This window comes from Luteibacter sp. SVR4-7G (assembly GCF_056755555.1).
The window spans coordinates 63,424-77,858 of sequence record NZ_JBPGXO010000018.1 but is presented as its reverse complement, the minus strand read 5'-3'; the positions used below and the strand labels follow the sequence as shown (position 1 = coordinate 77,858).

General features: G+C 65.8%; 14 protein-coding genes. 9 read left to right on the top strand and 5 right to left on the bottom strand.

What is annotated here, in order from left to right; all coding sequences use genetic code 11:
* The 3 genes from ACR9ZH_RS09070 to ACR9ZH_RS09060 all read left to right on the top strand — a co-directional run.
* A partial coding sequence (locus ACR9ZH_RS09070) for an MFS transporter small subunit (protein WP_481290435.1) occupies positions 1 to 460 on the top strand: 460 nt, incomplete at its 5' end.
* A 179-nt stretch (positions 461 to 639) separates the two neighbouring features.
* Positions 640 to 939, top strand: a complete 300-nt coding sequence (locus ACR9ZH_RS09065) for a hypothetical protein (RefSeq protein ID WP_481290434.1) — start codon at positions 640 to 642, stop codon at positions 937 to 939.
* Complete coding sequence (locus ACR9ZH_RS09060; RefSeq protein WP_481290433.1) at positions 902 to 2,740, top strand: tetratricopeptide repeat-containing diguanylate cyclase; 1,839 nt, start codon at positions 902 to 904, stop codon at positions 2,738 to 2,740. Before ACR9ZH_RS09065 ends, ACR9ZH_RS09060 begins: the two co-directional genes overlap by 38 nt.
* A 46-nt stretch (positions 2,741 to 2,786) precedes the next feature.
* Here the strand turns inward: ACR9ZH_RS09060 and ykgO are convergent, their stop codons facing one another.
* The 4 genes from ykgO to ACR9ZH_RS09040 form a co-directional block, all read right to left on the bottom strand.
* On the bottom strand, positions 2,787 to 2,912 hold the full coding sequence (ykgO, locus tag ACR9ZH_RS09055) for a type B 50S ribosomal protein L36 (protein WP_029213509.1): 126 nt from the start codon (positions 2,910 to 2,912) through the stop codon (positions 2,787 to 2,789).
* Between the two features lie 88 nt (positions 2,913 to 3,000).
* Positions 3,001 to 3,915, bottom strand: coding sequence for a LysR substrate-binding domain-containing protein (locus tag ACR9ZH_RS09050; protein WP_481290432.1), 915 nt, complete (start codon positions 3,913 to 3,915; stop codon positions 3,001 to 3,003).
* Positions 3,916 to 4,252: 337 nt separating this feature from the next.
* Positions 4,253 to 4,888: a CoA transferase subunit B gene (locus ACR9ZH_RS09045; protein WP_481290431.1), complete on the bottom strand. Its 636-nt coding sequence runs from the start codon at positions 4,886 to 4,888 to the stop codon at positions 4,253 to 4,255.
* Between the two features lie 10 nt (positions 4,889 to 4,898).
* On the bottom strand, positions 4,899 to 5,618 hold the full coding sequence (locus tag ACR9ZH_RS09040) for a CoA transferase subunit A (RefSeq protein WP_481290430.1): 720 nt from the start codon (positions 5,616 to 5,618) through the stop codon (positions 4,899 to 4,901).
* 169 nt (positions 5,619 to 5,787) lie between these two features.
* On the opposite strand from ACR9ZH_RS09040, the gene gndA reads away from it, so the two are divergent.
* Positions 5,788 to 7,203, top strand: coding sequence for an NADP-dependent phosphogluconate dehydrogenase (gndA, locus tag ACR9ZH_RS09035; RefSeq protein WP_481290429.1), 1,416 nt, complete (start codon positions 5,788 to 5,790; stop codon positions 7,201 to 7,203).
* Between the two features lie 163 nt (positions 7,204 to 7,366).
* Complete coding sequence (gspD, locus tag ACR9ZH_RS09030; RefSeq protein WP_481290428.1) at positions 7,367 to 9,700, top strand: type II secretion system secretin GspD; 2,334 nt, start codon at positions 7,367 to 7,369, stop codon at positions 9,698 to 9,700.
* 136 nt (positions 9,701 to 9,836) lie between these two features.
* Here the strand turns inward: gspD and ACR9ZH_RS09025 are convergent, their stop codons facing one another.
* Positions 9,837 to 10,184, bottom strand: a complete 348-nt coding sequence (locus tag ACR9ZH_RS09025; protein WP_481290427.1) for a hypothetical protein — start codon at positions 10,182 to 10,184, stop codon at positions 9,837 to 9,839.
* A 184-nt stretch (positions 10,185 to 10,368) separates the two neighbouring features.
* On the opposite strand from ACR9ZH_RS09025, the gene ACR9ZH_RS09020 reads away from it, so the two are divergent.
* The 4 genes from ACR9ZH_RS09020 to ACR9ZH_RS09005 all read left to right on the top strand — a co-directional run bounded on the left by ACR9ZH_RS09020 (position 10,369) and on the right by ACR9ZH_RS09005 (position 14,417).
* Positions 10,369 to 11,067, top strand: coding sequence for a secretin and TonB N-terminal domain-containing protein (locus tag ACR9ZH_RS09020; protein ID WP_481290426.1), 699 nt, complete (start codon positions 10,369 to 10,371; stop codon positions 11,065 to 11,067).
* Entirely contained in the window at positions 11,055 to 11,696 is a 642-nt protein-coding gene (locus tag ACR9ZH_RS09015; RefSeq protein WP_481290425.1) for an RNA polymerase sigma factor, read from the top strand. Before ACR9ZH_RS09020 ends, ACR9ZH_RS09015 begins: the two co-directional genes overlap by 13 nt.
* Positions 11,697 to 11,701: 5 nt before the next feature.
* Entirely contained in the window at positions 11,702 to 12,670 is a 969-nt protein-coding gene (locus ACR9ZH_RS09010; protein ID WP_481290424.1) for a FecR family protein, read from the top strand.
* A gap of 136 nt (positions 12,671 to 12,806) precedes the next feature.
* Entirely contained in the window at positions 12,807 to 14,417 is a 1,611-nt protein-coding gene (locus ACR9ZH_RS09005) for a ShlB/FhaC/HecB family hemolysin secretion/activation protein (RefSeq protein ID WP_481290423.1), read from the top strand.
* Positions 14,418 to 14,435 lie beyond the last annotated feature (18 nt).

Genomic DNA, 14,435 nt, shown 5'->3' with positions numbered 1-14,435 from the left:
CATGTACGGCGGCGGCTTCGCCACGGTTCCGGCTTACCTGGCGGACATCTTCGGCACGCAGATGGTCGGTGCCATCCATGGGCGCCTGCTCACGGCCTGGTCGGTGGCAGGCATCGCGGGGCCGGTGCTGATCGCCGGGGTGCGCGAAGCCCAGCTCAATGCCGGCGTGCCCAAGACCCTGGTCTATGACCGCACCTTGTACATCCTCGCGGGTCTGCTTCTGGTGGGGCTGATCTGCAATCTCCTCGTCCGGCCGGTCAACCCGAAGTACTACATGACCGAGGAGGAGCTGGCACGCGAGCGTTCCCTGCAGCATGAATCCGCCACCTCGGCGGAAGACCTCGCCGCCGTTGCCCGCGGGCAATTCGGCATCGTGGGAACGCTGGCATGGCTGGGCGTGGGCATCCCGTTCCTGATCGGCGTATGGATCGCCCTGCAGAAGGCGGCGGCATTGCTCTAGCTGTACGCGAATCCGGTACCTGCCATGCCAGGTATCTGAGCGGCGCCGCATTCCGTTCGGCCGGTCCGGTTGGCCTACTACTCCGGACCCGCGCGGAGGACTATCATCCGCTCGCGAGCGACACTCGAGGGGAGGGTCAGCCGCCGGGGCCGGGGGGCCTCGCTCTAAGGACGAGGCAGATGGGGAAAGTCATCGAGTTCCTTGCGCGCGCGGGTAGCGATGCGTCGTTGCGCCACGCGTCCGCGGATGCGGTGCGCATCGCATTGCTCGAAGCCGGCATCGACGACGAAGTCGGCGAGGCGCTGTCCGCTAACGACGGGGATGCACTTCGTGCCTTGCTGGGTCAGCGCGAATTCTTCTGCTCGCAGATACCGGACGGTCCGCCCCACGAGGAGGATGAACCGCTCGACGACGAGGACGGCGACGGGGAACCCGACGTGAATGTTTTACGTGCACCCCTCCCGGATGCCTTCCGCTGAGGCCGTGAAGAGCGCTTTCCGCCAAGTTCTCCCATTCCTGGCCAGCATCCTCCTGGCGGTCTGCACAGGCTTGCAGGCGAGCCCCGAAGCTGGCAATCCATCATCGCCCGAAGCGATCCTCGCCCGGGCCGACGACATCAAGATCGCCGATTTCGAAACTTTCGGCCGCCTCTTGGAAGGCCTCGCTGCGCACGACGCGAAGCTGGCGCCGGCCGAGCATTGGAAGCTGCGTTTCCTGCAGGGATGGCGCTATACCTGGCTCGGCGACTACGAGGCAGGCAGGAAAGCGCTTGAAGACGTCGCCGATAACGCTAACGACAACGTGCTGCGTCTTCGCGCGATGGCGACGCTGATCAACCTGCTCGGCGTCGGCCACCGCTACCAGGAAGCATTCATGCGGCTCAACCAGCTGCAGGAACTGATGCCTTCCATTCGCGATCGCAAGGCGAGGTTCCAGGGCCTGGGCGAAGCTTCGCAATTGCTCAGTTCCGCCGGGCAATACGAGCAGGCGGCAGCGTACGCACGCGAAATGATGGAGAATCCGCCGCCAGGCCAGACGATCTGCATCGGCGCGCAACATCTCCTTCGCGCCGAGCGCGAAGCGAATCGCCTCGAGGCGCTGGATCCGATGTACTTGCGCGCGATCGACGTCTGCGATGCGACGAGCAACGATGTCTTTGCGGACACCATGCGCTCCGACATCGCCGCCTTTCACCTTGCCAGGGGGCGTGCGGCCGAGGCGGTGAGGATCCTGACCGACTCCCGCGACGGGTTGCGCGCGCTGAATTACCCGGCGTTGTTGACTGAATACGATGCCACGCTGGCACAGGCGTACCTGAAGCTGGGCGACCTCGCGAATGCACGCCGCTTCGCTCTCTCCGCCGTCGCGGGGGCGATCAAGGACGAATTCACTGATCCCCGGCGCGCGGGATACGGCGTGCTCTATGAGGTAGAACGGCGCCTGGGCAACGCGCAGGCTGCGCTGGCGTACCACGAGAAATACATGGAGGCCGACAAGGGCTACCTGAACGACGTCAGCGCGCGCAGTCTGGCGTTCCAGATCGTCGACCAGCAGCTGCTGGCGCGCAAGGCAGAAGTCGAGGCGCTGAACAGGCAGAACGAGATCCTGCGCCTCACCGGCGCCCTTGATCGCAAGGAAGTGGAAGCCGGACGCCTGTACATCGTGGTGCTGCTTGCGAGCCTGGGAGGGATCGGCTGGCTGCTGCTGTGGCTGAGGCGCTCGCAGCTGCGTTTCATGAAGCTGGCCCGGCGTGACGGCCTCACCGGCATCTGCAATCGCGAGCACTTCGTCGAGCAGGCGCAGCGGGTCCTGTCGTATGGAGCTCGATCGGATCGCGGAGCGTGCCTGATCCTGTTCGACCTGGATCACTTCAAGCAGGTGAACGACACCTACGGCCATGCCATAGGGGATGAGGTGCTCAAGCGGGCCGTGGACGTGTGCCGCCGCGCCTTGCATGCCTGCGATGTCTTCGGTCGACTGGGCGGCGAGGAATTCGCCGTGCTGCTACCCGATTGCAGCCCGGCACAGGCACGTGCCCGTGCCGAGCAATTGCGGCTTTCCATAGCGGCGACGGCGGCCACGCCGACGCGGCCCGACCTGACGGTGACGGCGAGCTTCGGCATCGCCGGCACGATGCAGTGCGGCTTCGAACTGCATCGCCTCCTGGTGGTCGCGGACGCCGCGCTCTACCGCGCCAAGCGGGCAGGGCGCAATTGCGTGTTCATGGGCGATACGGGGGATATTCCGGATTCGCCGTATCTCACCGAAGCCAGGGGATAAAAAAAGGCCGCTTTCGCGGCCTCTTTTTAGACACGTCGCAGCTGGATCAGCGCTGACGGGCCTTGAAACGCGGATTGCTCTTGCAGATCACGAACACTTTGCCGCGACGGCGAACGACTTTGCAGTCACGGTGACGCGACTTCGCGGACTTCAAAGAAGAAAGCACCTTCACGGCCAGCTCCTGAAACTTTACGGACAAGGAAAAACGGAATTGTAGCGGCCTCGTCGGGCTTGCGCAAGCACCGGCCAGCATTGGTCTTTCAGCCGAGGCCGAGCTTGGAGCGGGCCTCGCGGACGGTGCGGAGGAAGCTGTCCAGCACCGGCGACGTATTGTCCACGCGCGAGGCCACGGCAAGCAACAGATAGGCCTCGGGGTCGTCCACCGGGACGAAGGCGACGCCCTGCAGATGCACGACCCGCAACGAGGCAGGAACCAGCGCCACGCCCAGTCCGGCCGCCACGAGCGGGAGGAGGGAGGGGATCTGCTGGGCTTCCTGGCGGATGTGTGGGCGGAATCCTGCCTTGTTGGCGAGCAGGGCCAGGCGGTCGTTGAGAGTGGCAGCCTGGGTGCGCGGCGGGGCCACGAAGCGCTCGCCTGCCAGATCGGCCATGCGCAGGACAGGCTCTTTCGCCAGCCGGTGGCCGACGGGCAGGGCGACCACGAGGGGTTCGTGATCGATGACTTCCACGTTCAGCAGGCGGGTGTTCGCCACGCCCTCCGGGTGGGCGCGCAGCAGTCCTACGTCGATCTGCCCCGACAGGATGGCGTCGTACTGGGCTCCGGTGAACATTTCTCCCAGGTGCAGGCTCACACCGGGCACGGCATGGGAGAAACGCAGCAGGGTCTCGGGCAGGGCCGGGTGGAAGGAGACCGAGACGGCGTAGGCGAGCCTGAGCTGGCCGGTGAAACCGGCGGCGGCCTCGGTCACCACGGTCCGGGCGTTTTCCGCGCGGGACAGGATGGCCTTGGCCTCGGCCAGGAACAGTCTTCCGGGCTCGGTCAGGGCAACGCGGCGACGATTGCGATCAAGCAGCCGGACGCCGAGGTCTGCCTCCAGCGACTGGATCTGCTGGGAGAGCGGCGGCTGGGAGATATGCAGGCGCTGCGCCGCCTGGGTGAAGCTCAGGGTCTCGGCGACCTCGACGAAGTAGCGTAGCTGGCGCAGGTCGAACATAGTCGATTTTCGAATAAGTGAGTGCCAAAAGATATATTGGCCAGAATTTCCTAGGAAATCTATGCTTCATCTCGACCTGCCACCAACCCCTCCCCCTGGGTCGGCAGGTTCCTCGCCCCGCATCGACGCTAACTACCGGCACCGGCCTACCTCCCCCCCGAGGCCCCTGCTGAGGCGTCCTCTGCGGGGCGACTCTTTTTCCGCGGGTAGGAGCGGGCCCCGCGCGCGACAGCCTTTCGCCTTAGTCCCCAATCTCGCCCGCCAGCTCGATGGCATGGCCTCGAAAGATGTCGCGCGCAGGCGCGCTCCTACAGAGATCAGGAGCGCTTTTTGAGTGTCAGACCTTCGAGGTGAAATCGCAGCCGGTGTCGGCGCGGACCTGGGCCTCGTCGACCCCGGGTGCCAGCTCGACCAGCTCCAGCCCGCCGGGCGTCACGTCGAACACCGCCAGGTCGGTGATGATCCGGTTCACCACGCCCTTGCCGGTGAGCGGGAGGGTGCACTCGGTGAGGATCTTGTGCGAGCCGTCCTTCGCCATGTGCTCCATGAGCACCACGACGCGCTTCACGCCCGCGACCAGGTCCATGGCGCCGCCCATGCCTTTCACCATCTTGCCGGGGACCATCCAGTTCGCGATGTCGCCGTCGCAGGTGACCTGCATGGCGCCGAGGATGGAGATGTCGATATGCCCGCCGCGGATCATCGCGAAGGAATCGGCGCTGGAGAAATACGAGGCACCCGGGCGCGCGGTCACGGTCTGCTTCCCGGCGTTGATGAGGTCGGCGTCCACTTCGTCGTCGGTGGGGAAGGGGCCGATGCCGAGCAGGCCGTTCTCCGATTGCAGCCACACGTCCACGCCGTCGGGCAGATGGTTGGCGACCATCGTCGGCAAGCCGATACCGAGGTTCACGTAGTCGCCGTCAGAGAGTTCCAGGGCGGCGCGCTGCGCCATCTGTTCACGGGTCCAGGCCATGGTGGTCTCCTCAGGCGCGCACGGTGCGCTGTTCGATGCGCTTGGACGGCGCGGGATTGTGCACGATGCGGTCGACGTAGATGCCCGGCGTATGTACCTGGTCCGGGTCCAGCTCACCCACCTCGACCATGATCTCCACCTCGGCGATGCAGACCTTTCCCGCGGTGGCGACCATCGGATTGAAGTTGCGGGCGGTCTTCCGATAGACCAGGTTGCCCGAGGGATCGGCCTTCCATGCCTTCACCAGGGCCACGTCGGCCACGATGGAGCGCTCCATCACGTACATGTGCCCGTCGAATTCGCGGGTTTCCTTGCCTTCCGCCACCTGGGTGCCGTAGCCGGTGCGGGTGAAGAAGGCCGGGATGCCGGCGCCGCCGGCGCGCAGCTTCTCGGCCAGGGTGCCCTGGGGGGTGAACTCCACTTCCAGCTCGCCGGCGAGGAACTGGCGCTCGAACTCCTTGTTCTCGCCCACGTAGGAGGAAATCATCTTGCGGATCTGGCGAGTGGCGAGCAGTTGGCCCAGGCCCACGCCGTCGATGCCCGCGTTGTTGGATACCGCGGTGAGGCCGCTCACGCCAGAGTCGCGCAGCGCCTCGATCAGCAGTTCCGGTATGCCGCAGAGGCCGAAACCGCCGACGGCGACGGTCTGACCGTCGGCCACGAGGCCAGCCAGTGCCTCGCGGGCGCTGGCGACGCGTTTGTCGCGCGAATGCGACTTCACCTGGTTCATGCGTGTCGATCCTTCCGGGCGGTCCGGCCGCCGGTTCGCCGCCCATCATAGCCGAGCCCGGGGAAGGCCTTCGCCGCAGTGCGGTAAACGTTCAAGAACCCGAGGCCGTGATGGCGCTTTGATGTGGAAGGTTCCATCCTCAAGCCTTCCACCAGCCGGAGACCTCCTCGTGAGCAAGCAGAAGATCGGCGTGATCGGCATGGCGGTGATGGGCCGCAACCTTGCCTGGAACATCGAGAGCCGTGGGTATGCGGTATCCATCTTCAACCGCAGCAAGGAGAAGACGGACGAGGTCATGGCGGAGAGCCCGGGAAGGAAGCTGGTGCCCTCGTACACGCTCGAGGACTTCGTCGGCTCGCTGGAAAAGCCGCGCCGCATCCTGCTCATGGTGCAGGCCGGCGCCGGCACCGACGCGGTAATCGAACAACTGCGGCCCTTGCTCGACGAGGGCGACATCCTCATCGACGGCGGCAACACCTACTACAAGGACACCGTCCGGCGTGGCGAGCAACTGGCCGCCGATGGGCTGCATTTCATCGGCACGGGCGTGTCAGGGGGCGAGGAGGGCGCCCTGAAGGGGCCTTCGATCATGCCCGGCGGCCCGCGCGACGCTTACGACCTGGTGGCGCCGATCCTCACCGAGATCGCCGCGCGCGCACCGGACGGCGAGCCTTGCGTCATCTACATCGGCCCGGGCGGCGCGGGGCACTACGTGAAGATGGTGCACAACGGCATCGAATACGGCGACATGCAGCTGATCGCGGAAAGCTACGCCGTGCTCAAGCACGTGGCGGGTCTCTCGAATGAGGAGCTGGCCGACGTCTACAGCGAGTGGAACGAGGGCGAACTGGACAGCTTCCTCATCGAGATCACCTCGAAGATCTTCCGCCGGAAAGACGACAAGAGCGGAAAGATGCTGGTGGACATGATCCTGGATCGTGCCGCGCAGAAGGGCACGGGTAAATGGACGAGCCAGAGCGCGCTGGACCTGGGCGTTCCGCTCACTCTGATCACTGAATCGGTGTTCGCCCGCGTGCTGTCGTCGATGAAGGAAGAACGCGTCGCAGCCAGCCGTGTGCTCGCCGGGCCGGAGGCGCCGCGATTCGGCGGCGACCGTAAGGCCTTCATCGAATCCGTGCGTCGCGCGCTTTACATGAGCAAGATCATTTCCTACGCCCAGGGCTTTGCCCAGCTGAGGGCGGCCTCGGACGAGAACCATTGGGACCTCGATTACGGCGGGATTGCGAAGATCTTCCGGGCCGGCTGCATCATCAGGGCGCGCCTGCTGCTGCAGAAGATCATGGATGCCTACGGGAACGACGGGGACCTGAAGAACCTTCTGCTCGACCCGTATTTCCGCGACGTGGCCCGGAACTACCAGGCGGCCTTGCGCGAAGTGGTCGGCGAGGCGGTGCGGGTCGGCGTGCCGGTGCCCTGTTTTTCCGCGGCCGTAGCCTACTACGACAGCTACCGGGCGGAGACACTGCCCGCCAATCTCATCCAGGCGCAGCGTGACTTCTTCGGGGCCCATACCTTCGAGCGGCTGGACGCAAAGGGCAACTTCCACGCGGAATGGGCAGAATAATGGCCTCCTAGGAACTTTCTGAATTCGTTGTAAGTCGAATCCCGTGATCCATGTCGGCTACGGGGAGCTAGCGCTGTAGGGACCCTCCCTTTAGAGTTGGCGGATCGGCTGCGGGCCAGGAGTCGGCGTTCATGCCGTGTCCAACGAGGGAGTACGTTGTTCCATGCCTAGAAGTTCTCTGATCGCCGCTACGGCGCTCGCGGTCGCGCTTGCCGGCTGCACGACGCTGCCGCAGCCTCGCGACGACGGATCGCTGCAGCGCGAGGCCCTGGCCGGGACGGAGAAGCCGGTGCCCAAGCCGCTGGCGATCGGGGATACCAATCCGCCGGTGCCGCCGGTGGCGGCGCCGGACATCACCACGGGCACGGGCGAGTTCGTCAAGCCCGTGGGCCTGGCCAAGCCCAAGCCGGTGGCGGCGGGGGCGGGCACGGTGACCTTCAATTTCGAGAACCAGCCGGTCGAATCGGTGGTCAAGGCGATCCTGGGCGACCTGCTGCACGAGAACTACTCGATCGTGCCGGGCGTGCAGGGCAACGTGTCCTTCTCCACCTCGCAGCCGGTGACCAGCGAGCAGGCGCTGCCGATCCTGGAGACGCTGCTGTCGTGGACGGGCAATGCGCTGGTCCAGACCAACGGGCGTTACGTGGTGATGCCGGCCAAGGACGCGGTGGCGGGCAACCTGGTGCCGAGCATCGGCGCCGCGGCGCCCCCGGGCGGGCTGCAGGCGCGCCTGTTCCCATTGCGCTTCATCTCGGCCACCGAGATGCAGAAGCTGATCAAGCCGTTCGCGCGGCCGGACGCGACCTTGCTGGCCGATCCGACGCGCAACGTGCTGGTGATGGCGGGCACGCCGAGCGAACTCGATAACTACGAGCGCACGGTGAAGACCTTCGACGTGGACTGGCTGCGCGGCATGTCGGTCGGCGTCTTCAGCCTGCAGCGCGCCGAAGTGAAGGACCTCACGCCCACGCTGGACAAGCTCTTCGGCGAAAAGGGCAACACGCCCATGGCGGGGTTGCTGCGCTTCATCCCCATCGAGCGAACCAACTCGCTGGTGGTGATCAGCCCGCAGCCGGCCTACCTCGAAGAGGTCAAGAGCTGGATCGACCGCATCGACCGCGGCGGCGGGAACGAGCCGCAGCTCTACGTCTACGACGTGCGCAACGTGCAGGCTTCCGACCTCGCCCAGTACCTGTCGGACATCTACGGTGGCGGTTCCGGCGGCGGCCGTTCGGGCGACAACGGAGGCCGCGTGGGTCCGGGCCTGAGTTCCGGCACGCTGGGCGGCGGCGACAGCGACCTCGGCAACCGCGACGGCTCCGGCCTCGGCAGCACGACCGGCGCGTTCGGAAACAGCTCGTCGGGCTCGCTGCTCAATACGACGAACAACAACGGGCTCAACGGCTCCTATTCGTCTTCGTCGTCCGGCATGGGCGGTGGCTCGTCGTTCGGCTCGTTCGGCTCGAATGGCGGCGGCGGCCTCGGCGACGATTCCTCATCGCGACGCCAGCACAGCGGCCCGGTCACTACGGACGAGGGCGTGCGCATCACGTCGGTGGACTCGAACAACCAGCTGATGGTGCGCTGCCGTCCGGCGCAGTGGTCGGAGATCGAACAGGCGATCAAGCGCCTCGACGCTGTGCCGCTGCAGGTGCAGATCGAGACGCGCATCCTCGAGGTGGCGTTGACGGGGCAGTTCCAGTTCGGCGTGCAGTGGTACTTGGAAGGATTGGTCGGTGGTACGGACGGTTCCGTCGGCCAGCCGGGCAACAAGCAGCAGTGGGCGCTCGGCGACGGCGGCAACAGCTTCCATCCAGGTACGGATACGTTCTTCTATTCGTTCGTGAACAACAACCTCGCCGTCGCGTTGCGCGCGATGGAGACCAGCGGCAATACGAAGACGCTCTCGGCCCCGTCGCTCGTGGTGCTGAACAACCAGAAGGCGCATATCCAGGTCGGCGACCAGATTCCCATCACACAGACCTTCGTTAACACCAATGCGAACACGGACAACACGATCGGCCAGGTGGAGTACAAGGACACTGGCGTGATCCTCAACGTGCGTCCGCGCGTGAATCCGGGCGGCCTGGTCTACCTCAACATCAACCAGGTGGTGAGCGCGCCGGGACTGAAGGACACGACCACAGGCAACTTCCCGATCCAGCAGCGCGAGGTCGCGACCCAGGTGGCGGTGCAGAGCGGGCAGACGGTGCTGCTCGGCGGCCTGATCAAGCAGCAGGAAGGCGTGACGGATACCGGTATCCCCGGCCTCAACCGCATTCCTGTCGTTGGGAGGCTGTTCGGCTCGACCACGCGCAACCGCGATCGCACCGAGCTGATCGTGCTTATTACGCCGAGGGTGATCAGCAACGGCAACGAGGCCAAGCAGGTGACGGACGAATACCAGCAGAAATTCGAATCGCTGCGTCCGTATCGCGCCGAGGCTAAACTCGGCAGCGGCGAGCCCACCGTGACGGTGCCGCTCAACAAGCCCTGAAGTTTGCACCTCGCCGGTACGCGCCGCGCATTGTAGGAGCGCGCCTGCGCGCGACAGCTTTTGAGGCCGCGAGCAGCAGGGCCTGTTGCTTCTCGCGAAAAAATGTCGCGCGCAGGCGCGCTCCGACGTGGCGCTTTCAGTGGGCCAGCGGGTTGGGGTAGGTGGGCTTCGGGCGGTACGGTTGCACCGAGATGCCCAGGTTCGGGCCCATCCGGTTGCGCAGGCCGCTGGCGTTGTAGAGACCTAGCGTGTTGCTGGGCCGTTGGCTCGGGTCCGTCTGCAACGCAGGTGCCGGTGTGGGCGGGTTCGTCGCCATCATCCGGGTCAGGCAGTCGTACGACAGGGCCGAGGACGCGCTTTGGGCGGGTTCCACGCAGCCGGTTTCCGCCGAGGCGTGAACGCCGGGAAGGTCGACGACCTGTGCCTGGCTGCCGAAGGATGCCGTCATGGCGACCAGTGCCGCGACCGTCGATCGAATAGCCATGTCTTCCCTCCGTAGCCTCGGCATACGGAATAGCACGTAACCGGTTGCAGCCGTAAGTAAATCGGAAGCTGTCACGGTCTTGTCATTAATCATGTCACCGTCCCGGCGCCGTTCTGTCATTTAGCGCACCTAGGCTTCGCCGGGAACGAGCTCCCGTCCCATCGCCCATGCGTGAGGAATGACCATGGCACGCAGCGTCCTCGCGCTCGTCGCGTGCATGGTCCTGCTCGCGCTTCACGGGTCGGTGGCACGGGCGCAGACGTCGGCGGGTCAGCCACAGGGGTCGGAAGGAACGCATGCACCTACGCGCTTCGACATCGACGCACAAGCGCTTGCCACTGCGCTGCGCGCCTTCAGCGAGGCAGCAGGCACGGCGGTGTTGTTCGATGACGGTCTCGTTGCGGATCGCCAGACCCAGGGCATCCATGGAGAGGCCTCGCCGCGCGATGCCTTGCGCATCCTGCTGCTTGGTACCGGCCTCGACGCGCGCTTTTCGTCCATGAACGCCTTTACCGTCACGTTGCCGGATGCACCCGCCGCGCCTTCCTCATTGCCGAAGCAGGATGGGGAAGCGGCGCTGGACGACGCTACGGCAGGCGTCTTGCAGTCGGCCATAGAACGTGCCTTGTGTGCGCGTGCCGCAACGCGCCCCGGCGCGTTCCGCCTCGCCATGCAATTGTGGATCGACACTGCCGGAAGTGTCGCGAGCGCCGTCGCGCTGGCGCCGTCCGGCGATCCTGCGAGGGACGACAAGGTTCTCTCCGCCGTGCGGACGGTGCGGGTTCCGCCCGCGCTCCATCGTTTCAGTCCCGTGACCGTCCTGCTCACGCCTATGGCCGGCCGCATCGACCCGTGCAGGGCAAACAGCGCATGGGACGGCTGACGATGGAGACCTCGCTGCTCGGCACTTTTATCGACAACTACGAGGATTTCCGGCGGCGCCTGCGCCGGCGACTGCGTTCCGACGACCTGGTGGACGACGTGCTCCAGGAGACGTATCTGAAGGTCGAGCGGCTCACGCCGGATGACGAATTACCCCCAGGGCTGTGGGAAGCACGCTTGCGCTCGAAGGGGCTTGCGGCAAGCCGCCTTGCGCGCGCTAGCGCGCTTCCCACAAATCCGCTTCCAGCGAATCCGACGGCCTATCTGTTCCGCATGGCACTCAATATGGCGGTGGACCATCATCGCAGTTCGAGCCGTCTGCTGACCGGCGTCGAGGTCGACGAGTTGCTGCATGGGGTGGACGATCCCGTCGATCCGCCTACCGTGCTGGCCTCGCACCAGGATCTGGAAGCGCTAAGCGCAGCATTGGACGCCCTGACGCGCCGTCAGCGCGACATCCTCGTTGCGGCCCGCGTGGACGAACTCCCGCACAGCGAAATCGCCGCCAGGCACGGCATCTCCGTGCGCATGGTGGGCAAGGAACTGAAGAAGGCACTTGAGACCTGTGCCACAAAAGTGGGACGCCGTTCGATCCAGCGGTTCGGTCCCGGCGCGGGCGATCCGTCTTGAGCGGTATGGGAACGACCAGTATCAAAGAGAGCGAGCGCCAGGCCCGGGCGTGGCTCGTCCACCTGACCTCGGGCACGGCTACCCGCGAGGATGGCGAGGCCTTCCGTCGTTGGTGCCTTTCCAGCGAGCAGCATGCCGAAGCGTTCGCGCGCACGCGGCGCCTGTGGGAAGACCTGGGTCCGGCGATTGCCAGTCATGGCCGCTCGCAGCGCAGCGAGCGCGTGCCTGCGCGGCACGGCGTGCGCATGGGGCGGAGGACCTTCCTCGCCGCCGCGGTCGCTGCATCGGTCGCGGCAGTGTTCGCCGGACGATATGGGCTGGACCTGGAAACCGGCGTCGGCAGCGACGCTTCGCGCCTGCGCACGGCGGTGGGCGAGCAACGCCAGGTAGAGGTCGTTCCCGGCGTGATCGTCGAAATGAATACGGCCACGGATATCGGTCTGCGCGGGAGCGGCGACGCGGTCACCGGCATGCGTCTGCGGCGCGGCGAAGCGGTCGTGCGCATCGATGCGTCACGCAAGACACCCTTCATCGTGGAGATCGCCGACGCTCGGCTTGTATCGGCCCCGGGGTCAGCCGTGGCCGTGCGCTGTATCGACAGCGAATCCGCGGTGACCTGCCTCGACGGACAGGCCGTCCTGTCGCTCGGTTCCACGGAGACGCTTGTAAAGCCGGCGCAGCAGGTAGCTTTCGGTGAGGGCCGCGTGGCCCCCGCCGTGGCTGTGAACACGGACACCGCGCTGGCGTGGCGCAAACGCGTGCTGATCTACGACAACAAACCGCTGGCCGACGTGGTCGCCGACATCAACCGTTACCGCCCGGGGCACATCGTGATCACCGACCGTGCCCTGGGCGAGAGGCGCGTGCATGCGCGCTTCACGCTCGACCAGATGGCCGATATCGCCACGCTGATCCAGGACGCATACGGCGCGCACGCCACGCATCTTCCAGGCGGTTGGGTGCTGCTGAGCTGAGGGCGTCGCCAGCCGCGCACCGCGGCTCGTGAATTTTTTATGACAACGGTTCAGTGCCACCCGTGCCCGCGCGTCTTGTGGGCAAACGGAACAGCAGGGGATCGAGCGTGCAAGCACGAGCAGTACGGGTGAACGCATGAGGCGTGTCGCGGCCCACCGGCGGGCGCATGCGCTCGCGTTGGCCGTGTCCCTCGGCCTCGCGGCGAATGCGATGGCCCAGGACGCGCCCACGTCGTTCGACGTGAACGAATACGTCGTTGATGGCAACACCGCGCTCCAGGCCCTGGATATCGAGACGGCGGTGTACCCATTCCTCGGTCCGGGCAAGTCGATGAACGACGTGACCGCGGCCCGCGACGCCTTGCAGAAGGCCTATCAGGCGCACGGTTACCAGTCGGTGGTGGTGGACCTGCCGCAGCAGCAGGTGAAAGGCGGCGTGATCCGCTTCCAGGTGACGGAGAATGTCATCGGCCGCGTGCGCGTGGAGGGCGCCACGTACCGTTCGCCGAAGGACATCCGCGACGCCGTGCCCGCGCTGCGTGAGGGCGAGGTACCGGACTTCAAGCAGGCCCAGCAACAGCTTACCGACGTGAATCGCCACAGCGGCGCGCAAGTGCTGCCGGTGCTGACCCCGGGCAAGCTGCCGCAGACGATGGACGTGACCCTCAAGGTCACCGATCCGTCGCCCTGGCACGCAAGCCTGGAAGTCAACAACGACCACAGCGTGAACACGCCGGAACTGCGTACCGTGGCAAGCGTGCGCGACGACAACCTGTTCCAGAAGGGCCAGTCGGCCTCGCTCACCTACATCGTGGCGCCGCAGGATCGCGACGCGGCCGAAGTCTGGGCCGGTTCGTACATGATTCCGCTGGGCGGCGAGTGGAACCTGCTGGCCTCCGCGTATAAGTCGAACAGCAACGCCAACGCGGTGGGCGGCACCACCGTGCTCGGTAAGGGTAACGCGGTCGGCTTCAACATCATCCGCAACCTCCCGACGCATGGTGAGTATTCGCAGTCGCTGTCGATGGGCCTGACGCGCAAGCACTTCGACCAGAACATCAGCCTGGCAGACCAGACCTCGAAGGCGCCGATCACCTATATCCCGCTCAACGTGACCTATCAGGGTCAGTCGTTCGGCGAGCAGTCGTCGAGCACCATCGCCATTGGCGGCACGGTTGGCTTCCGCGCGGGCGGCAGCAGCGCCGCGGAGTTCGCCAACCAGCGCTACAAGGCCCGGGCCAACTTCTTCTACGTGAAGGTGGATGGCGGCCATACGCGCACGCTGGACAGCGGCTTCTCCATCGCCGGGCGGCTCGGCATGCAGCTGTCGAATTCGTCGCTGATTTCCAGCGAGCAGTACGCGGCCGGCGGCGAGAGCACCGTGCGCGGCTACCTCGAGGCAGAACAGACCGCGGACCACGGCGCCATCGGCTCGCTGGAACTGCGCTCGCCGTCGATCGCCTCGCATCTGGGCGAGTGGGTGAACGACCTGCGCCTGCATGCCTTCGTCGATGCCGCGCACCTGGTGCTGATGAACGCGCTGCCGAGCCTCGTCGATCCGGCCAAGCCGGACGCGGGCAGCACGCGCGTGCGCAGCTTCAATCTTTCCAGCGCGGGCCTCGGCACCCGTTTCCAGATTTTCAACATCGCCACCGGCGCGTTCGAGATCGCTTATCCGTTCAAGGACGGGCAGGCGACGCGGGCGCACGACACGCGCATCCATTTTTCGCTCAAGGCAGATCTCTGACCGGCAGGTCGGAGCACA